The organism is Streptomyces sp. NPDC045678 (assembly GCF_056432085.1).
The window spans coordinates 15,546-36,026 of record NZ_JBWKJS010000002.1 but is presented as its reverse complement, the minus strand read 5'-3'; the positions used below and the strand labels follow the sequence as shown (position 1 = coordinate 36,026).

Here is a 20,481-nt window from a genome sequence, read left to right as displayed (position 1 = left end):
CGGCGCCCCTCGTCGTACGCGACCACGCCTCGGCCCGTTACCGCGACACCCCGCATGAGCGAGAGGCGCGCACGGACGTCGGCCCACGCCGATCACGGTGACGTGCCGCCGCGTCCCCGGCCGCAGCGGTCTTCCCCCGGCCGACGCCGAGTCGCCCGGCACCCGCAACGCCTCGGGACGTGTTCACCGAGCACGCCCCTCGGCCGTGCGCCGCACATCCATTACTCAGTGGAGCCCGCCCCCCGCGCGGCGGCGGCTTTGCGCGCCGCCGCGCCCGGCCCATGCCTCCCCATCCCAGGAACCGACACGGAGCAACACAGACCATGACGACTGCCGTCACCCCGCGCACCCAGGAACTCCTCGACCAGGGCTACACCCTGCTCGACGGCATCACCACCGACGAAGAGGCCGCCGCGGCCCTACAGGATCTCGGCGCCCTCATACCGCAGTACGACGGTCAGCTGCGTTATCAGGTGAAGGCCGCCCCCGGCTTCGAAGGCCGGCGCTACTCCAAGAGCACCAACACCATCCTCGTGCACACCGAGGCACCCGGTTGGAACCCGCCGCCCCGTTACCTCGCTCTCCACTGCCGGGTCCAGGCCCGGTGCGGCAGCGGACAGACCGAACTCGCCGACGCGTACGCCTTCATCGCCTCCCTCAGCGAGGAGGAGCGCCGGACGGTGCAGGGCGAAGCCATCGACTGGGTGGGCCACAACACCGGCGGCACCGGCACCGCCGGCGTGAGCCGCCCCGTGGTGGAGAGCACTCCCGAGGGCCGTGACATCGTCCGGTTCAGCTACAACCTGCTGACAGCCGGCCACTACGACCCTCCGGTCGACGCCGACGTACCCGCCGACGAACTGCCGTTGGGTTCCCTGGGACGCGAACTGGCCGTGCGGGCCGAGACGTTCTTCCGGGACAACAAAGTGTCCGTCCTCATTCCGGAGGACTCGATCCTCGTCTGGGACAACCAGCGGATGCTGCACGCCCGCTCCTCCTACAGCGACGCGCGACGCCACCTGACGCGCTACTGGCTCCAGGAGTCCTGAACCAAGCAGTGGGCCCCCGGCGCCGCCGGAAGGCGGAGCCCCGACCACCCGCGGTGCCGGTCGGCACCGCCCCCCGTGAGGACTGTGATGAACAGCGACACCCCGATCCTTGAAGGCGGCCCCGATGACGCGGTCGGGCAGGAGATCCCGGGCCCCCCGCTCCCCGAGGGCATCCCCACCTTCGATCCGAACGACCCGGTGGAGAACGCGGTGATCCGCCGACTCGTCGGCAACTGGCACCGCCGTGCCACCGTCAAGCGGGACGAGCCCGACCTCGACGAACTGTTCGACCTGTCACGCGCGGACTACCCCGAGCGGATCCTGCCCTTCCGTGACCACCCGACCTTCCGCGGCCTGGACCCGGAGAAGCGGGCCGAACTGCTGAGCTGGGCGTGGATCGCGTACAACCGGCACACCGTCATGGCCGAGCAGAAGGTGGCCAACCCCGCGTTCGCGCTGGTCATGGAGGGGGAGTACCCGGGCCTCACCGGGGAGGCGCTCAACCTGTCGCTGGCCCAGGCGATGGTCGATGAGCAGTACCACACGCTCATGCACCTCAACGCGAGCGCGGTGACCCGCAGGAAGCGGGGGCACGCCATGCCGGACAACGCGCTGCCGCTCTCCCACACCGCGCGCGTCCACCAGGAACTGCGGGACCGGGCGGGAGAGCGCTGGGAGAAGTCCCTGACGACGCTGGCCTTCGCGACGGTCTCGGAGATCTCCATCAACGCGTACCTCGACCTGCTCGCCGAGGACACGACGATCCAGCCGATCAACAGCACGACCGCGAAGCTGCACAACCGCGACGAGTACTGTCACGCGTCCATCTCGCACGTGCTCGCCGAGATGGTCTACCACCACCTCGACGCCCGCCAGCGCAGGTACTTCCTGGACATGCTGATGGAGGGTCTCGACGCCTTCGTGGCCAACGACTACTCGACCTGGCACCGGATCGTCGACCTCGTCGGCATCGAAGGCGGGCACGAGATGCTCGCGGACTGCCAGGCGGACGCGGGCCGTGCGCGGCTGGTCCGCGACTACACCGGACTGCACAAGCTGGTGGAGCAGATGGGCGTGGCCGACCAGGTGGACTTCGACTGGTCCCGCTCCCACATCGCCCACTGACGCGCCCTGGCACGCGTCGCCCACTGACGCTGCCCCGGCACGCGACCGGTGGCGGATGCCCCGCCACCGAGGACCCATGAGGATTCCGTGTGAAAACCTACTCCCACGAACGCCTGGCGGCGCTCGCTCGCGACCGCGGGATGTCCGAGGAGTACCTGCGCGACCTGCGGGTCGTCTCCTCCGTCCTGCCCTTCAAGGTGAACGAGTACGTCGCCGACCAGCTCATCGACTGGTCGGCGGCGCCCGACGACCCGATCTTCCGGCTCACCTTCCCGCATCGCGACATGCTCCCGCCGGACGTCTTCGACAACATCGCGGCCCTGCATGACAGTCAGGCGCCGCGCGAGGTCGTGCGCAAGGCCGCCGCCGACGCCCAGGAACTGCTCAACCCTCATCCCGGCGACCAGCTCGAGGCCAATGTGCCGACCCTGGACGGACGCAGGCTCGACGGGCTCCAGCACAAGTACGACGAGACCCTGCTGGTCTTCCCCTCACAGGGCCAGACCTGCCACGCGTACTGCGGTTACTGCTTCCGCTGGGCCCAGTTCGTCGGGGTGGCCGAACTCCGGCAGGCGCTGCGCTCACCCGAGGACCTCACCGGCTACCTGGCGAACCACCGCGAGGTCACCGACGTCCTCTTCACCGGCGGCGACCCCATGATCATGAAGACCGCGGTGCTGAAGCGCTGGATCGAGCCGCTGCTCGACCCGGCCATGGAGAGCGTGCGCACGCTGCGCTTCGGGACCAAGGCGCTCTCCTACTGGCCGGCCCGCTTCACCACCGACGCCGACGCGGACGATCTGCTGCGGCTGCTCGAACGCTGTGTCGCGGCCGGCCGGCACGTCGCGGTGATGGCGCACTTCTCCCACCCCAGGGAGCTGGAGACCCCGGTGGTGCGGGAGGCCATCGCCCGTGTCCGGTCGACCGGTGCGGTGATCCGCGCGCAAGCACCGCTGATCGCTCACGTCAACGACCGCGCGGACGCCTGGTCGCGGATGTGGCAGCAGCTCGTGGAGCTCGGCGTGGTGCCGTACTACATGTTCGTCGAGCGGGACACCGGCGCCCGCAGCTACTTCGGTGTGCCGCTCGCCGAGGCGCTGGACATCTACAACAACGCCATCCGCGGCGTCTCCGGGCTTGCCCGCTCCGCCCGGGGCCCGGTGATGTCGGCCTCGCCGGGGAAGGTCCTGCTGGACTCGGTGACCACCGTCGCGGGGGAGCGGGTCTTCTCGCTGCGGCTGCTCCAGGCCCGTGATGCCCGGCTCGTGGGGCGGCAGTTCTTCGCGCGGTACGACCCGAAGGCGGAGTGGTTCGACGACCTCCGCCCCGCGCTGGGCTCCTGGTTCCCCGGCCAGCCGGATTCCGAAGCGTCCGAGCCGCCACGGGCGGGTGGCCGGTGAGGGTCACCGCGCACGAGGCCAGCCTGACCCAACGTCACCTCTGGCGCTCCGCGCGGGAGGCCATCCCGATCACGCGCACGGTCATCGTCGAGGCGGAGCAGGACGGCGTGTCCGGCTACGGCGAAGCGTCCTGTTTCATGACGGACCACTACAACTCCGGCCTGGAGCGGATGCACGCCGACCTGCGGCGAACGGCGCCCCTGCTGACCACGCTCGACGTCCGCGGGCCGGACGGCGACGCCGACACCGTCTGGCGGCGGCTGGCCGCCGAGCTGCCCGACTCACCGTTCGTGCTCGCGGCACTCGATTCGGCCCTCCACGACCTGCGGGCCCGCCTGCTCGGCGTCCCGCTGTGGAAGTCCCTGGGCCTGGACCCGCCGCGGAACCTGCGCTCCAGTTACAGCATCGGCCTCGACACCCCCGAGGCGATGGCCGGGAAACTGCGCGAGCGGCCGGGCTGGTGCGCGTACAAGGTCAAGCTCGCGGACCCCGGCGACCTCGGCATCCTGCGCGAACTGCGCCGCCGGACCGACGCCCCCTTCCTCATCGACGGCAACTGCGGCTGGGATCCGGACCGGCTCGTCCCCGCCCTGCCCCATCTGCACGACCTGGGGGTGCGGCTGATCGAACAGCCCTACCCCCGCGCGGCCTGGGACGACGCCCGCGGCCTCAAGGAGATCAGCCCGATCCCCGTCATCGCCGACGAGAGCATCACCTCCCCGGCCGACCTGGACGCCTGCACGGACGCGTTCCACGGCATCAACGTCAAGCCGATGAAGGCGGGCGGCCTCACCCCGGCCCTGGCCATGCTGCGGGCCGCACGGGAACGCGGCCTGATCACCATGCTCGGCTGCATGCCCGAGTCCGCCGCGGGCGTCTCCGCCACCGCCCACCTCGGCACTCTGGTCGACCACCTCGACGTCGACGTGGTCGACCTGCTCGCGGTGGACACCGGACACGGGCTCGGCCTCGACGCCACCGGCCACGTCGCGCTGCCCGACCGGCCGGGCTCCGGATACCTCCCGGACGCCACGGCCCACGGCTGGTACGTGCACCACGTCCCGGCCGAGCGTGCGCACCTCGTACGCCGCCAAGTACCGGGCTCCGCACCGGCCACGCCGGGCGCCGGCCACCTGCGTGACGAACACCCGCAGGACGAACACCCGCAGGACGAACACCCCGCTACCCGGCACCTCGCGGCGCTGCTCCAGGGCCGCGCGGTGGGCGCCGCCTCCCTGTACGCCGAGGACCCACCGGCCGGCCACGGCCTGCCGGACCCGCGCCCCGGCCGCGCCCGGCGCCTGTACGGCATGGCCACCCTCGACGAGGTCCGCGGCACGGGTGCGGGCAGTGCGCTCCTGCGCACCGCCCTGACCGTCGCGGCCCTGGACGGCGCCGAAACGGTCTGGGGCCACGTCCCCGACGCGGCCCTCGGCTTCTACCGCAAGCACCGTTTCGACGTCTCCGGCCGGCCCCTGGACCTGCCGGGGCTCGGTCCCCATCACTTCGTGCACAGGAGCACCCGTTGACCACCGAAGCCCCGGCCGGGACACCCCGAGCCGAGCCCGCGCCGCCCGCCACGGGCCGCACCATCCACGCACGAGGGGCACGAAAACTCGCCCGCGAGGCACTCATCGCGGCGGACCTGCCCCCGGAGCAGGCCGACCAGGTGGCCGACGCACTGGTCACCACCTCGCTGCGCGGCATCGACACGCACGGCCTGCGCCTGCTCCCGCAGTACCTCACCGAGCTGTCCACCAAAGTGGCCCGCGCGGCGGCGGAGCCGACCGTCGTGCGGGACAGGGGCGCCGGGCTGCTCCTGGACGCCGACGGCTCGCTCGGTGTCCTCGCCGGACTGACGGCCGCACGGCTCGCGGCGGAGCGGGCCGCCCGGTACGGGGTGGCCGCCGTCGGCGTGCGCAACTCCAACCACTTCGGGGCCGCGTCGGTCTACACGCGCACCCTGGCCCGAACGGGCCTGGTGGGCATCGCCGTCACCTCGGCCGCCTCCCGGGTGGCACCGTACGGGGGCGTCGAGCCGCTGTTCGGCACCAACCCCATCAGCGTCACCGCGGGCGGCGGCGACGAGGAATTCGCCCTGGACATGGCCACCAGCCAGGTCTGCTTCGGCGAGGTGAAGCAGCGCAGGACCGAAGGCCGCGGCCTGGACGACGGCTGGGCCACCGACAGCGCGGGGCGGCCCACCACGCACCCCGAGGAGGCGTACGCGCTCTCGCCGCTCGGCGGATACAAGGGGCAGGGCCTGGCCATGGCCGTCACCCTGCTCGGCGCCGTACTCACCGGCACCGCACCCGACTGGCGGCTCTCCCAGGTCGGTGAGGGCGGCGCCGGAGCGAGCCGCGGCATCGGACATCTCGTACTCGCCCTCGACCCGGCCGCGTTCACCGGCGCGGACAGCTTCGCCACCGGACTGACGGATCTGCTGACCACGGTGCGCACCGCGACCGCCGCGACGGACCGGCCCGTGCTGGCTCCCGGTGACCCGCAACGCGCCCACGAGCGGCACCGGGAGACCCACGGCATCCCCCTGGACGCGGGCACCGCCGCCGCCCTGGACGAGCTCGCCGCGCGGCTCGGCCTCCCCGGGACCGAGGAGGCGTCCGCGTGATCCTCGTCCTGATCAGCCCCCGCCAGGCAGGGCTCCCGTTCGCCCAGTGGCTGCCGGAGGAGACGGGCAGGCTCGTCGCGGTCACCGCCGACGGCGCCCCCGTGGGCGAGGGCTTCACGGAGGTCGTCACCGTCCCCGACTACACCGACGACGACGCCGTGCTCACCGCCGCCCGTGAGGCCGCCCGCAGACACCGTCCCCGTGCCGTACTGGCGCTGGCAGAGGCCGACGTCGAGCGCGCCGCCCTGCTGCGCCGCGAGCTGGCCCTGCCCGGCCTCGACAGCACCGCGGCCGCCGCCTACCGCGACAAGGTCCTGATGAAGCAGTACGCGAGCGCAGCGGGCCTGCCCGTCCCCGCCTTCGCACCCGTCGCGACCGTGGGCGACATCACGGACTTCATGGCCGCCCGCCCCGGCCGGGTCGTGGTCAAGCCGAGGAGCGGCTCCGGATCGACGGGCGTGCACGTGCTCGACGCACCCGGCGAGGCGGACGCACTCGCCGAGCAGGTGGCGGGCGGCTCGTACGAGGTCGAGGAGTTCATCGACGGCACCCTGCACCACGTGGACGTCTTCCGGGCCGAGGGCGAGCCCGTCGCGGCCGTCGCCTCCCGGTACACCGGCGCCGGGTGCCTGACCCACTGGGAGGACGCCCCGCTCGGCTCGCGCAACCTCGACCCCGCCGATCCGCTCCACGAGCGCCTGGTCCGAGAGACGTGGCGACTGATCGACGCGCTGCCCTCGCCGGACACCCTCTGCGCGCACGCGGAGTTCTTCGTCACCGACAGCGGCCGGATCGTGCTGTGCGAAGTGGCCGCACGGATCGGCGGCGGGCCGATCCCCGCCATGCTCCGCCACATCCTCGGCACCGACCCGCGAGAGCTGTGGGCCCGCGTCGAGTGCGGGCTGCCCGTCGCACTCGACGCCGTACGGAACCACGCGCGCACCGCCCCCCGCGCCGCCTTCTGCGGCATCCCGCCGAAGCACGGCCGGGTCCTGCGGCTGCCCGAACCGCCGCCCGGCACCACGGACTTCGTCCTCAACACCCGGATCGGCGACGACTGGAGCGGGGAGCGCTACCGGCTGCGCAAGTCCGGCGACTTCCTCGCCACCTGGGTGATCACCGACCCCGACCCCGCCGTCCTGGACAGCAGACTCGACGCCACCGCACAACTGGTCGACGCGGGCTTCGGCTGGGACGACACCGACCCGACCGCGCCGGTCCCCGCCACCGTAGGCCGCACCGAAGGAGGGGCGCGATGACCACGACGGCGGCCACCGCCCACCACGGTTCGTTCACGGCCCGGCTGCTCCCGCCCGGCCATCACCCGGCACACCACGACGCCACGGGGCAGGACGGCACCGGGCAGGACGGCACGGGGGAGGGCGCTCACGACCTGATCTGGGACGACGTCCGCTGGCTGCGCTTCACCGCGCGGACCGACCTCCACGAGACGCACTGCCTGGAAGTGCTCGAAGAGGGACGACCGGTGGCCCTGGCCACGCTGCTGGTCACCCACAAGCCCGGCGGGCTGCTCTTCTACGACGCCCCGAGGCTGGCAGGCACCGCCTCACCCATGGCCGAGCCCGAACTCCTCGACGAGGCCGAGCGCGAACAGTGGGACCGCCTCACGGCATCCCTGCCCGAGGGCCGCACCGACCACTACCCCTCCCTGGCCCTCGCCACCTTCGGCAACCATCACGGCGTGGCCCACACCCACGGGCGCTCCCCGGAGCAGCGCAGGTCGGTCATGGCGGCGCTCCCCGCCCTCCTTCAGCAGATCTCAAACCAACTCGGCTGCCGCAGCACGGCGTTGCTCTACGTGGGTGAGCCCGAGGCAGAGGGGGTGGACGCCGCCGCCACCCGTGCCGGCTACCACGCGACGCTCCTCGGCGCCGACGCCGTGCACGAGTTGAGCGCCGACGACTGGGAGCAGTACGTGGCCGGGCTCAGCAGCCGCCGCCGAAGAGGACTGCGCAAAGAGGTCACCGCCTACGAGAACAGCGGCTTCCACACCGTGGCCACCACCGGCCCCGAAGCCCTCGACGACACGGTGACCGCCCTCCAGGTGGCCCACCGGGCGAAGTACGGACTGCCCGGCGGACACGAGCGTGTCCGCCGCGACTTCGACGCCCTGCGCGAGGAGATCGGCGAGTCGTGCGTCGTCCTCGGCGCCGTCCACGAGGACCGCATGCTCGGTTTCGCGCTGTACCTCAGGGCGGGCGACACCCTCTTCCTGCGCACCGTGGGCTTCGCCCCCGAGGCCTCCGGCTGCTACCTCGCCCTCACCTACCACGAGACCACCCGCTGGGCGCTGGAGAACGGCATCCGCCGCATCCACTACGGGCTCGCCACCTACGAGGCCAAATTCCAGCGCGGCTGCGCGCTGCGGCCCCGCTGGGGCTGGTTCGCCTTCCACGGGCCGGACGCCGAAGTCTTTCAGGAGGTACTGGGCCTCCAGTCCCGCAGCATCGAACGCCGGCTCGAGCACGTCGGCAGCCCGGCCACCCCGGTCCCCTCCCGTACCCTCCCGCCCTCATCCACCCTTCACGGAGCCGCACGATGAAGCTCACGCCCACCAGCGACATCTGGATGGACGGCAAGTTCGTCCCCTGGGACCAGGCACAGGTACACGTCCTCACGCCCAGCCTGCACTACGGCTGGGGTGTCTACGAGGGCATCCGCGCCTACCCGACGGAGCGGGGCCCGGCCGTCTTCCGGTTGCGCGAACACCTCCAGCGGCTGCACGACTCGGCGCGCGTCTACCTGATGAACCCCGGCCACAGCGTCGACGAACTCACCGAGGCGTGCCTCGAACTGCTGCGCCGCACCGGCCTGGAGAGCGGCTACCTGCGGCCCCTCGTCTACCTCGAATACGGCACCATGGGCGTCGCTCCGCGCCTGGACAGCGCCAGGGTCGCCATCGCGGCCTGGCCCTGGGGCTCGTACCTGGGGGAGAAGGCCGAGCAGGAGGGCTGCCGGCTGATGGTCAGCAGCTGGCAGCGCAACGGCGTGCACGCGGTGCCGCCGCTGGCCAAGGCCACCGGCGCGTACGTCAACTCCGCGCTCGCCAAGGTCGCCGCGATCCGCGCGGGCTACGACGACGCCCTCATGCTCACCCCCGGCGGCCACGTGGCCGAGGCGTCCGCCGCCAACGTCTTCGCGGTACGCGACGGAGTGATCACCACCCCGCCGGTCAGCGACAACATCCTGCCCGGCATCACCAGGGACACTGTCATCACCCTCGCCCGCGACCTCGGCCACGAGGTGCGGGAGCAGAGCCTGACCCGCAGCGAGCTCTACGTAGCCGACGAGGCGTTCCTCACCGGTACCGCCGCCGAGATCGTCCCCATCGCCTCGGTCGACGACCGCCCCGTCACCGAAGCGGGCAGCGGACCGCTCACGCGGCAACTGCGCCAGGCGTTCCAGGACGCGGTCCACGGCCGGACGGCAGATCCCCACGGCTGGCTCACCCGTCTCTGACCACCGCCGTACGCCAACTCCCAGCCACTCCCAGCGAGGTCGACCAACATGTCCGAGCACGTCCTGGTCATCGGCAGCGGCCGAGACCTGCCCACCCGGCTGCGCCGCGCCCGGGCCGGCACCCGCACCACCGTCATCTGCCGACTGGACTACCTCTCCAAACTCCGTGAGACGACGGAACACACCCGGGTCATCGGGGTGAGCCCCGACGCGCCGGACGACGAATGGATCGCGTTCGCCGAGGCCGTGCACGCCCGGCACCCGTTCACCCGGATCGTGGCCTTCGGCGAGCGGGACCAGGACAAGTGCGCACTCGTCGGCCAGGCGCTGGGCCTCGCCGCGCACTCCCCGCGGACCACTGCTCTGGTCTACGACAAACACGCCATGCGGGCCCGGCTGCGCGAAGCCGGCATCGACACCACGGCCTGCGCCCAGGTCTCCGACGTGGAGGAACTGCGGGCGTTCCTCGCCGCGCACGACACTCCCTGCATCGTAAAACCGGGCAGCGGCTCCTTCAGCAAGGGCATCACCCTGGCCCGTGACGCCGAGGAGGCCGCCGACGCCTTCACACGGGCCGGCGGCGGACTCGGGGACGTAGACGGCACGCCGGTCCTGGTGGAACAGTTCCACGAGGGCCCGCAGTTCAGCGTCGAGGCGTTCTCCGAGGACGGCGACCACCAGATCGTCGCGATCACCCGCAAGTACTCCGACCCGCTGAACTTCGTCGAACTGGGCCACGTCAGCCCCGCACCCCTCACCCCCGCCCAGGAGAAGCAGGTCCACCACTACGTGGAACGGATCCTCGACGCCCTCGGCATCAGGTCCGGCGCCACCCACACGGAAGTCGTCCTCACCGAGAGCGGACCGCAGGTGATCGAGACGCACGTCCGCATGGGCGGCGACGAGATCCCGGCCCTCGCCCACGACGTGACCGGCGTCGACATCGCCGACTGCCTCATCCGCCACACCCTCGGCGAGAAGGTCCTGCCCGCCATCCGCGCCGCCCTCGCCGCACCGCGTACTCCCCGCAGTTCGGCGATCTGGTTCGCCGCGCTGCCCGCCCCCGGAGTGCTCGCCGACACCACGGGCCTGGACGAGGCCCGCGCGATACCCGGGGTGACCGAGGTGCAGTTGCTGGTCCCGCCGGACGCCGCCGTCGACACCCTGCAGTCCTCCACCTCCCGGGTCGCCCACGCCCGCGCGATCGCGCCGAGCGCCGACGAGGCGCTGGCCGCCGCCCGAGAGGCGATCAACCGCCTCACCTTCCACCTGCGCGTGCACGCCGCCGACCAGGGAGCACTGTGACGACCTCGCTGCCGCGCCCCGCCGCTCCGCCGCATCCCCAGCGCATCACCCTGGCCGACTTCCACGACGCGGCCCGCGACGTACTGCCCGCCCCCGCCTACGACTACTTGCAGGGCGGCGCGGCGGACGAACGGACCGTACGCTGGAACGCCGAGGCGTACGAGCGGCTGGCTCTGCTGCCCCGGGTCCTCACCGGCACCGCGGGCGTGGACATGCGCAGCACCCTCTACGGCACGGAACTCCCCGCCCCCGTCCTCCTCGCGCCGACCGCATCGCACGGCCTGTTCCACCCCGACGCGGAAGCGGCGACCGTGCGGGGCGCCGCCGCCGCGGGAACCCTCACCACGGTGAGCACCTTCTCCACGCTGACGCTGGAGGAGATCGGCGCCGCCGCCACCGGACCGTGGTGGTTCCAGCTCTACGTGCAGAGGGACCGGGCCCTCACCGAGGACCTGGTGCTCCGGGCCCGTGCGGTCGGCGCCACCGCCTGCGTTGTCACCGTCGACACCCCGGTGACCGGTCTTCGGGAGAGGGACCTGCGCAACGGATTCGCCCTCCCCTCCCACGGCACACCCGCCAACCTGACCGGCCACACCGCGCAACCGCGAATGGCGGCCGCCCCCACGCACCACGGCATCCACGACCCGAGGATCGACCCTGCCGTCGACTGGTCCGACCTCGAATGGCTGCGCTCGGTCTCCGGGCTGCCGGTCCTGGCCAAGGGCATCGTGCGCCCCGACGACGCCCGCCGGGCCGCGGAGACCGGAATCGGCGTCTGGATGTCCAACCACGGGGGCCGCAACCTGGACACCGCGATCGCCCCGCTCGTCACCCTGCCCGCCGTCGCCGAGGCCGTGGCAGGCCGGGTCCCGGTCCTCATCGACGGAGGCATCCGCCGCGGCACCGACGTGGTGAAGGCGCTGGCGCTCGGCGCGGACGCCGTGGCGATCGGGCGCCCCTACGTCTGGAGCCTGGCCGCGGGCGGCGCCGAAGGGGTCACCGCCGCCCTGACCGCCCTGCACCGGGAGACCGAACTGGCCCTCTCCCTCCTCGGCGCCCCCGACCTGGCCGCCCTGACCCCGGACCTCGTACGCCCGTCCTGGTGATCCGGGCGGTGCGTGCTCCCGTCAGGCCGAACACACGCCTGGGCACACGCCCCGGCCCAGCCCCTGGTGTCCGACTACCGGCTGCCCTGGGAGAAACCCCTGCCACCGGATCGGCTCACACCCGGCAGCAACCACGGTGATGAGCAACTCGGTCGTGGTCGAGGGGGGTAAGGGCGGTGGGTGGTGTACGCGGCCTGGGAGATGGCCATCGGCCTCGACGAGTTCCGCCGGACGCGGCCGCCCGCGCTGAGCGAGGAGGCGCGCCGCGTCCTGCGCGCAAGCGGGGCTGAGGGCGCGGGAGTTGGTTGTCGACGTTTGAGGTGGGGGTGGGCGCCCGTCTGTGCTCGGGGCGGTCTACATTGTCGCTTGATCGTTGAACACTTGATCGTCCAGGAGGCTCCCGTGTCAGACCATGACCCCCAGTCCGGCTCAGCCGCTGACATACGCGCGCGCATCGACACCAGCACGCCGCACTCCGCGCGTTTCTGGAACTACTTCGTGGGCGGCAAGGACAACTACGAGAAGGACCGGGAGCTCGGGGACCACATCAAGGAGATCTTCCCCGGCCTGGTCGACGTGGCGCGCACGAGCCGCCTCTTCCTGGGCCGCGCGGTACGCCACCTGGCCACGGAGCAGGGCGTGCGGCAGTTCTTGGACATCGGCACGGGGCTGCCGACGGCGGACAACACGCACGAGGTGGCGCAGCGGGCCGCCCCGGACTCGCGCATCGTCTACGTCGACAACGACCCGCTGGTCCTCGCCCACGCGCGGGCCCTGCTGACCAGTACGCCCGAGGGCGAGACGGCGTACATCGACGCGAACCTCTACGAGCCCGAGGCGATCCTGGCCGAGGCGGCGAAGACCCTCGACCTGTCCCGCCCGGTCGCCCTGATCATCCTGAACACGCTCGGCCACGTCGCCGACCACGACCACGCCCGGGACCTGGTGTCGCGCCTCATGGCGGGGCTGCCGTCCGGGAGTTTCCTGGTCATCAGCGACTCCACAGCCACCAGCGAAGGCATGATCGCGGCGTCGAACGAGTACAACAAGAGTGGCGCGATCCCCTACTACGTACGCAGCGTCGAGGAGGTCGGCGGCTTCTTCGAGGGCCTGGACGTGCTGGATCCGGGCGTCGCCCAGGTCACCCGCTGGCGCCCGGACACGGAAGACGCGACGGCGGTCGACGCGTATGGGGCGGTGGGCCGCAAGCCGTAACGGCCGCAAGGTGTGACGGCCGCAAGGTGTAATGGCGTCAGCTTTCCAGGTCGGCGACGGTGCCGATGCCGCCGCTTTCGTACGTGCGCTCCCGGCCTCGACGACGTGGCATGTGGCGCCGGCGCTGTGCCGACGCCGCATGCCCGCCCCCGTACCGGCGCTATCGCCGAATAACTGAACGGATCCAGGAGAGTTGCTGGGAGACCTCCCCGGCTTCGGCGCTCTTCTCTCGGTCGGAACCGTTGAAGACACCGATGAGTGTTTCGGTGCCACGCGGGCCGACGGTCATCACCGGGCCTCCGGAGTCGCCTCCGGCGGGAATCCCGGACACCTTCTTCATGCAGAAGTCGGGGCCGCCCGGGGCGGTGTGGCCCGCGCACAACGGGTCATCCGCCCGTACGACCTTCAGGTCCGACTGCTTGAGGACGGGTGACTGGCAGGCGCTCTCGTCCGTGGTGCAGGTGGCACCCCATCCGTACTGCCGTACAGCTTGGCCGCGGTGGACGCCGACCGTGGACAGCCGCGCCGTGCGGACGTTCATCGGCGGGACCTTGACCAGCATCATGTCGGCGTGCGAGCTGCCCACGCGCTTGCCCTTCAGCGGGCGGACCGTGGTGCCCCTGCGCATGTCGAGGTGGCCCACCCGGAAGGAGATTCGCTTGTCGGCGACCGGTTGTGCTTGCTCGTAGAAGCAGTGTGAGGCGGTGAGGATCCACTGGCGTGCGACCGCTGTCCCGGTGCACGCCGGTTTGCCGTCCACGAGCATGCGCACCGCCCACGGGCCGTAGGTGCTCTTCGATCCGCCGATGACGGCGAAGGCCGGAGCGGACGAGAGCACCGAGCTCGCGACCAGCATCAGGGCGGTCAGCAGCAGTAGTCGAACGCCACGCACGCGACGCACCATGCAGAACAACTCCTCTCAGAAGTACAGCCGTACAGATGGTGAGAGGCCCTGGTGAGCAAAGGCGTTCCGCATGAGCCGCACCATATCGGGTCGGCACAGGAAGGTTTTTAGGAAGGTTTTCTGTGTGCCATCTCGAGGGAGCTCCTGTCCACATACCGGTCGCCACAACGTCCGCCCTTGTTCATGAGCCGACGGACAACTCCGTTCTGTGGCCCCCTGTCTAACCGGTTGACCGTAAGCACCACCGCACACGTACAGACTGAAGGGTCACTTCCGCATGCGCATTCACCGGACCATCGCCGCCACCGCCACCCTCACCCTGATGCTCGGCACGGCTGCCTTAGCAGCATCGACGGCCCAGGCCGCCCCGTCCGCCACCCTGCCTGGCGTCCACTCCGCCTCTCCCTCGGCGGCTGCGTCCACCGCTTCCGTCGTCGTCGCGGACGGCGAGCTCTGGTACAAGGCGGCAGCCGGTCAGCAGAACCAGGTGACGGTCGACGAAGAGATCGACCACCGCGGTGAGCACGACTCCTACTACGTCCTCACCTTCCACGACCGGTACGACATCTCCATCTCCGCCGACGCGGTGGAGTGGGACGAGTGTGTGTACCCCGAGGAGGGCGACCGCACCGCCGTGCGGTGCGCGGTCAAGATCCCGGAGAACTCGGACGACTCCGACAGCTACGACATCGACCTCGGCGACATGAACGACACCGCGACCCTCGCGCCCGACAGCCAGGCGTGGGCCGGGATCTACGGCGGCAAGGGCAACGACGTCATCAAGGCGTCGGCGTCCGCGCTCCTGCACGGCGGAGAGGGCGACGACCGCCTCGACGGCGGTGGCGGCCCGATGGGCTTCGGCCCGTGGGGCGACGCCGGGAACGACACCCTCACCCACTGCAGCCAGGACTGCTTCGGTGGCACCGGCAACGACTCCCTGACCGGCACCGGCGAGGCGAACAACCTGCACGGCGAGGACGGCAACGACGTGCTGCACGGCCAGGCCGGCGCTGACGTCCTCTACGGCGGCAAGGGCAACGACAAGCTGTACGGCGAGGCGGGCGACGACACGCTGTGGGGCAACAGCGGCGACGACGTCCTGTGGGGCGGCGCAGGCACAGACAAGCTCTCCGGCGGCCCGGGCCGCAACGAAGTCCACCAGAACTGAACGATCACCGGAACACCAGGCTGGGCTGGACATTCCCATGCACCCTGAAGAGGGGGACCGGCCGGCCCGGGCCACTGCGCTGTCACCCCTGCCTCCTACCCTGCCCCTGCTGCCTCCGACAGGCACATAGGCGGCCAGCGTGACGCTCAGTATCACGATCGAGCGATCACGAACCGAGGTAGATCGGACTTAACGTCCCCTTGGGCCTTGCAGGAAACGGTCCAAGGGGCGCTGGCAGTGCCCCAAACGCTCGTCAGGAATGGCCTGTTGCAGGGGTGGGCGATCCCACTACGGCGAACCAGTCTTCTTGGAATGGGACTTGGTGTTCGTGGGATCGCGGCCCGGATGCTCGTGGTGGTCGGACTCGTGGTTGCTCTGATCGCTCCCGGGATGGCTGCCGGGTCCGTTCCGGCGGCTCGACAGGCTGGCCTGCCGTCCTGGCGTTTCACGCCGACCGCCACGAGTAACGCGCTGATCACGCTCGACGTGGTGGACCGGGAGGTGGTGTGGGCCGCGGGTGGCGGATTCCGAGGTGCCACCAACGACGGGACCGTGGTGCGGACGGTGGACGGTGGACGTTCCTGGCGGAACGTCACCCCGCCGGGCGGGGCCGTCGACAGGTTCCGGGACGTCGAGGCGTTCGACCGTGATCACGCCCTCGTCCTGGCACTTCCCAACGGCGATGAACCCTCGCGGATCTATCGCACCGCTGACGGTGGGATCACCTGGCAACTGGTGTTCCGCAACTCGGTTCCGGACGCCTTCTACGACTGCATGGCGTTCTTCGACGACCGCCACGGCCTTGCGGTCAGTGACCCCGTCGGCGGCAAGTTCCCCATTCTGGCCACCGAGGACGGCGGCCGGACGTGGCGCCCGGCACCCGCCGACGGAATGCCTGCCGCGACACCCGACGACGGTGCCCTGGCGACCGGCACGTGCATGGTCGCGCACGACCGGCGCAACGCCTGGTTCGGGACGACCGGCACCCGCGGAGGGACCAGCCACAACCCTCAGGTGTTCCATACCGGCGACGGCGGCAAGACGTGGAGTGCTGCCGACACCCCGATTCCCGGCGAGACAACGAGCATCGCCTCGCTGTCCTTCCGGGACCCCCGGCACGGCGTGGCCGTCGGTGGCGATTTCGACCCGGACAGCGGGGTCGATTCGGGTGCGGCGGCCTCCACTGCCGACGGCGGCTCGTCCTGGTCGCTCGGTGACGCTCCCAGCGGGTTCCGCAACAGCGTGGCCTGGGTTCCCGGCGGCGGGCACACCGCTGTAGCGGTCGGCCCCAACGGCAGCGACGTGAGCAACGACAGCGGAACATCCTGGACGCCGTTCGACCGCACCCGCCTCCTTGGAGTCAACTGCCTGCCCAGCGCGGGATGCTGGGCCGTCGGGGATCGTGGCACGGCGGCTCAACTCGTCATCGGTCACCCTTGATGGACTGTTGCACTGAAACCGGTAGCGAGGGTGACGGCTCCGGAGGCGCCGTCGTGGTCACGGACGGTGGGAGAAGTTGCCCATCACCGCGGCGGCGGGTGCGTAACGGACAAGGGGCACTGCGACCGACGCGGGAACCCCTCCGCAGGCACCCCTTGGGCGCACGTATTCACAAAGGTTCTGCGTTCTTCCAGTGTGTATCCGTAGAGAGCGAGGGCCAGCCAGTTCACCAGGTGGGTGATGGCGTAGCACTGGTCGTAGGGGCAGTGCTGGTCGAAGAAGTCTGCCTCGACCCGTGTGAGGTCGAAGCGTGAAGAGATCGCGAGGCCGTAGTCGGTGAAGAAGAGCTGCACCGGGGGCCTCTCGACCTCCAGCAGGACCGTTTTCCCGCCGATGCCCGACCTCAGCGGTGCGGGCCGGCGTCCACGAACACGCACACCGTCAGCAGCCTCGCCGGTCTGCTGCGACGCGCCAACCGAAGCTGATCCGCCCCAGGGAGCGGGCTCTGCCGCCTGAAAGGGTCGCGTGACCGTCCTGGTCATGCTGCGGCACGACCAGCGCCTGGCCGGAAGGGTCGACGACAGTGAACGGCGGGTTGAGCGCCCATGACCGACAGCGTAGGGCGGCATTTCCGTGCCATGCCGGGTTTCGTGGTCTGAAACTCGAACGCGATCCCGCCTCTACAAAGCGGTCGACCTTCAGCTAAAAAGAGCAGTAAATCGAGCAATAATCCTCCAAATTGCGCCACAGGGCTTAATGGCGTCACGGCCTGTTGTACTGCTGTCTGTCCCAGGGGCCAATACGGGGGACGGGGCGGCAGTTGGGTACAAGCGTCCAAGCGGGGGACATCAGCGGGCAGTTGGTCGTCGGCGACAACAACGACGTCAACGTCGTGAACCACATCGTCGTGCTCGACTCCGGATCATCCGTCGCGCCGAGCGCCGAGGGACCACCACGCGTCCGGCGCCGCCCACGGCCGGCGGACTGGGTCCGGCCGCCGCGGGCCCCCGTGCTGCTCGGCCGTGACGAGGAACTCACCCGCATCAACAATCGGCTCGCCGAGGGATACGGCGTCCAGGTGCACGGCCCGCCGGGCAGCGGGAGAACGGCCCTGCTGAGCCGCGTCGCCGCGGACCGCGAGCCGGACGGCTCGGTGATCTTCATCCAGACCGGTGGCTCGGACACCGAGGACATTCTCCAGCAGATCTTCCAGGCCTGTTACGACACCGAGGACTACAAACCGGGCTCGGCACGGCTGAAGCGGCTCATGGCCCCCGTAGAGGCCCTGGTTGTCATCGACGACTTCGCGGATCCTGCCCCCGACGGGTTCGCCGCACTGCGAGTCGCACTGCCCGGCTGCGACTTGCTGGTCTCCTCCACCGAGCACAGCCCGACGGAGACGGGAACCGATACCCGCGCCTGTCGGCTCGGCGGACTGTCGGCGAGCGCGTCGCTCGCTCTGCTCGAACGGGAGCTGAACCGTCCCCTCAGCGACGCGGAGGCACGCGAGGCAGCCCGCTTCGCCGCCGAGGTGGACGGGCAACCGCGCGCCCTGGTCACGTCAGCGGCTCTGTTGGAAGCCGGCAGCAGTACTGCTGTGGCCTTCACAGCGGACGAGGCCGCGGTGGCCGCGGGTCTCGCCGGGCGGCTCGGCGAGGGGGCAGCCGGTCTGCTCGGTGCCCTGTGTGCCTTCCAGCCTCTTCCCGTGCCCGCGGCACTTGTCGGAGCGATTGGTGCGGGCACCCCTGTGCCGGGGGCCTGGGCGGAACTGCAGCAGTTGCGCCTGGTCACCCGTGAGCGCGGCGGCTATCGCGCCCGGGGACGACTCGCCGTCCTGACCGCCGAAAGGGTCGGCACCCTGCGGGGCGCGGCCGACGCCACCACCGAACTCGCCGCCTGGATCGGTCAACGCCCTGGCCGGCGGGAGGTCGCCGCAGGATCGGGGCTGCTGCGGCGCGCTCTCGCGGAGGCCGCACGACAGGGTGATGACACGGCCGTACGGGATTTGGCGAGGGCTGCCGCGCCTGTACTGGGCCGCAGCTTGTGCTGGGGTGCTTGGAAAGAGGTGCTGGCGCTCGGGGGAGCAGCCGCGGCCAGGATCGATGCCACCGAGGACGTCGCGTACTTCACGAGGGAGGAGGACGTACGGCGTAAGGCGCTTGGCCTGGTCGGTGCGGCCGCGTCGCTGGCTTCGGCGGCTGCGGGCGTGGCTGCCGGCCAGGGCATCAGCGGTACGGACCGACCATCGCCAGAGGGCGCACAGGACGGCGGGGCCGGTCCGTCGGTTGTTTCCGACGGAGGGCTGAGCGGTCGGCTGGAGGCCGGGATCGGGGTACTGGTTCTGGGAGCCGGAGGGCTGCTGACGGGACTGCTCGTGTCGGGCAGCGGCAGCACGCCTGCTGCGGGCCCCGCGGACACTCCCCGTTACGCTTCCGGCGTCGCCACCTCACCCGATCGCCCCGGTACGTTCGAACCCTCGCGCCCGGGAGCAGGCAGGTCGTCCGGGAAGCCGCCACGGCGGGAGGACGAGCGGCGCGACGTTTCCCGGGCGCCCCGCAACGACCAACCGGACAAACCGTCCCGCCCCGTCTCCTCGCTACCCGAGAGCCGACGGCAGTCCAGTTGTCGATTGGTGGGAGTCAGCTCAACGAATTTCCAACCCGTGCCCGTGGGGAGCGAGGACAGTCGCACCCTCTTGTACGACGGTTACGACTGCGACAGCGACGAAAGCGTCACCTTCTCCGTCACGCCGGAAACTCAGCCGCCCTCCTTCACCTTGGAGCGCCGAGGGTGTACGCCCACCGGTGACCGACAGTTCCGCTGCACCCTGATCGTCACCTTCCGTCCTCAGGCCCCGGGCTCCTACATGGCTGAACTGGACGTGACCCACGACGGCCATTCGATCGGCATGGACATTCACGCCTACACGCAAGACTCGCCGTCGGAAACAACAGTGAATCCCACCGGTTGACCGGCCGGCCGGCTTCCGCACAAACACCAAGGAGACATCATGTCCGACAAGCCGACCGGGGCCCGCTCTCTTCGGGCCCGTGACATCTCCGGTCAAGCAGTGGTCGGGGACGGCAACCGCGTCGTCGGCGCCGGAATGGGCGCCGCAAAGACCACGACCACCGTGACCGAGGCCCAACTAGCCGCTCTGCACGACGCTTTCACCAACGTGCGGGCGGAGATTCCCCCGGCGAGCCCGGCCACCGACCGCGCGGGCGAGCTTCTGGACGAGCTGGAGGGGGCCGTAACCGCCCCGCAGACGGACTTGACGACGATGGCATATGTCCGGCGCTGGTTCGCGACCAACCTGCCGGCTCTGGCGGGCAGCGTGGCCGCGCTGCTGGTGCACCCGGTCGTGGCCCAGTTGGCCGAGGCGGCGGGTGGCGGACTGGCGGCTGAATACCACGATCTGGTGAGCGGCTGAGAGCGGAACCAGTCCCACCGGTGGGGCGGTCGCCTGGCGCCCTCGCGGACGTCGCCGCGGTGTACGACTCGGACCGGCCCCGGGGCCATCATCGGAGGCTGATCCACCGGCGTGGTGAGGCCGTAGGTCGTGTCGGACATTCAGCAAGACCGCCGTCGTCATCACCGCGAAGTCCGCCGAGCGCAAGGTCTTCGGCCTCGCCACCGCAGGCGTCCGTATCGCTTGAC

General features: G+C 70.9%; 17 protein-coding genes. 15 read left to right on the top strand and 2 right to left on the bottom strand.

What is annotated here, in order from left to right; all coding sequences use genetic code 11:
* Positions 1-323 precede the first annotated feature (323 nt).
* The 11 genes from AC07DO_RS06755 to AC07DO_RS06705 all read left to right on the top strand — a co-directional run bounded on the left by AC07DO_RS06755 (position 324) and on the right by AC07DO_RS06705 (position 13,309).
* Positions 324-1,049: a TauD/TfdA family dioxygenase gene (locus tag AC07DO_RS06755; RefSeq protein WP_479057584.1), complete on the top strand. Its 726-nt coding sequence runs from the start codon at positions 324-326 to the stop codon at positions 1,047-1,049.
* Positions 1,050-1,136: 87 nt separating this feature from the next.
* The gene (locus AC07DO_RS06750) at positions 1,137-2,174 is read left to right on the top strand and encodes an AurF N-oxygenase family protein (RefSeq protein ID WP_479057583.1); all 1,038 of its coding nucleotides are present in this window, start codon (positions 1,137-1,139) and stop codon (positions 2,172-2,174) included.
* Positions 2,175-2,263: 89 nt separating this feature from the next.
* Positions 2,264-3,574 (top strand): KamA family radical SAM protein, encoded by a 1,311-nt coding sequence (locus tag AC07DO_RS06745; protein WP_479057582.1) that lies wholly within the window; start codon positions 2,264-2,266, stop codon positions 3,572-3,574.
* Positions 3,571-5,103, top strand: coding sequence for a GNAT family N-acetyltransferase (locus AC07DO_RS06740; RefSeq protein WP_479057581.1), 1,533 nt, complete (start codon positions 3,571-3,573; stop codon positions 5,101-5,103). Before AC07DO_RS06745 ends, AC07DO_RS06740 begins: the two co-directional genes overlap by 4 nt.
* On the top strand, positions 5,100-6,203 hold the full coding sequence (locus tag AC07DO_RS06735) for an Ldh family oxidoreductase (protein ID WP_479057580.1): 1,104 nt from the start codon (positions 5,100-5,102) through the stop codon (positions 6,201-6,203). The genes AC07DO_RS06740 and AC07DO_RS06735 overlap by 4 nt, the downstream gene beginning before the upstream one ends.
* Entirely contained in the window at positions 6,200-7,462 is a 1,263-nt protein-coding gene (locus AC07DO_RS06730; protein WP_479057579.1) for an ATP-grasp domain-containing protein, read from the top strand. Before AC07DO_RS06735 ends, AC07DO_RS06730 begins: the two co-directional genes overlap by 4 nt.
* The gene (locus AC07DO_RS06725; RefSeq protein ID WP_479057578.1) at positions 7,459-8,766 is read left to right on the top strand and encodes a GNAT family N-acetyltransferase; all 1,308 of its coding nucleotides are present in this window, start codon (positions 7,459-7,461) and stop codon (positions 8,764-8,766) included. Before AC07DO_RS06730 ends, AC07DO_RS06725 begins: the two co-directional genes overlap by 4 nt.
* Complete coding sequence (locus AC07DO_RS06720) at positions 8,763-9,683, top strand: branched-chain amino acid transaminase (RefSeq protein WP_479057577.1); 921 nt, start codon at positions 8,763-8,765, stop codon at positions 9,681-9,683. Before AC07DO_RS06725 ends, AC07DO_RS06720 begins: the two co-directional genes overlap by 4 nt.
* A 48-nt stretch (positions 9,684-9,731) precedes the next feature.
* Positions 9,732-10,988, top strand: coding sequence for an ATP-grasp domain-containing protein (locus tag AC07DO_RS06715; protein ID WP_479057576.1), 1,257 nt, complete (start codon positions 9,732-9,734; stop codon positions 10,986-10,988).
* Positions 10,985-12,094 (top strand): alpha-hydroxy acid oxidase, encoded by a 1,110-nt coding sequence (locus tag AC07DO_RS06710; protein WP_479057575.1) that lies wholly within the window; start codon positions 10,985-10,987, stop codon positions 12,092-12,094. The genes AC07DO_RS06715 and AC07DO_RS06710 overlap by 4 nt, the downstream gene beginning before the upstream one ends.
* A 402-nt stretch (positions 12,095-12,496) precedes the next feature.
* Entirely contained in the window at positions 12,497-13,309 is an 813-nt protein-coding gene (locus AC07DO_RS06705; protein WP_479057574.1) for an SAM-dependent methyltransferase, read from the top strand.
* 160 nt (positions 13,310-13,469) lie between these two features.
* On the opposite strand, the gene AC07DO_RS06700 is transcribed toward AC07DO_RS06705, so the two are convergent.
* A complete protein-coding gene (locus AC07DO_RS06700) occupies positions 13,470-14,165 on the bottom strand; it encodes a S1 family peptidase (protein WP_479058529.1) in 696 nt (231 codons plus the stop codon).
* Positions 14,166-14,490: 325 nt separating this feature from the next.
* On the opposite strand from AC07DO_RS06700, the gene AC07DO_RS06695 reads away from it, so the two are divergent.
* Both AC07DO_RS06695 and AC07DO_RS06690 read left to right on the top strand, forming a co-directional pair.
* The gene (locus AC07DO_RS06695; protein ID WP_479057573.1) at positions 14,491-15,381 is read left to right on the top strand and encodes a calcium-binding protein; all 891 of its coding nucleotides are present in this window, start codon (positions 14,491-14,493) and stop codon (positions 15,379-15,381) included.
* Positions 15,382-15,693: 312 nt separating this feature from the next.
* On the top strand, positions 15,694-16,821 hold the full coding sequence (locus AC07DO_RS06690) for an oxidoreductase (protein WP_479057572.1): 1,128 nt from the start codon (positions 15,694-15,696) through the stop codon (positions 16,819-16,821).
* 83 nt (positions 16,822-16,904) lie between these two features.
* Here AC07DO_RS06690 and AC07DO_RS06685 read toward each other — a convergent pair whose 3' ends face one another.
* A complete protein-coding gene (locus AC07DO_RS06685) occupies positions 16,905-17,363 on the bottom strand; it encodes a hypothetical protein (RefSeq protein WP_479057571.1) in 459 nt (152 codons plus the stop codon).
* A 317-nt stretch (positions 17,364-17,680) separates the two neighbouring features.
* On the opposite strand from AC07DO_RS06685, the gene AC07DO_RS06680 reads away from it, so the two are divergent.
* Both AC07DO_RS06680 and AC07DO_RS06675 read left to right on the top strand, forming a co-directional pair.
* On the top strand, positions 17,681-19,792 hold the full coding sequence (locus tag AC07DO_RS06680) for a hypothetical protein (RefSeq protein WP_479057570.1): 2,112 nt from the start codon (positions 17,681-17,683) through the stop codon (positions 19,790-19,792).
* Between the two features lie 39 nt (positions 19,793-19,831).
* Positions 19,832-20,254, top strand: a complete 423-nt coding sequence (locus AC07DO_RS06675; protein ID WP_479057569.1) for a hypothetical protein — start codon at positions 19,832-19,834, stop codon at positions 20,252-20,254.
* Positions 20,255-20,481 lie beyond the last annotated feature (227 nt).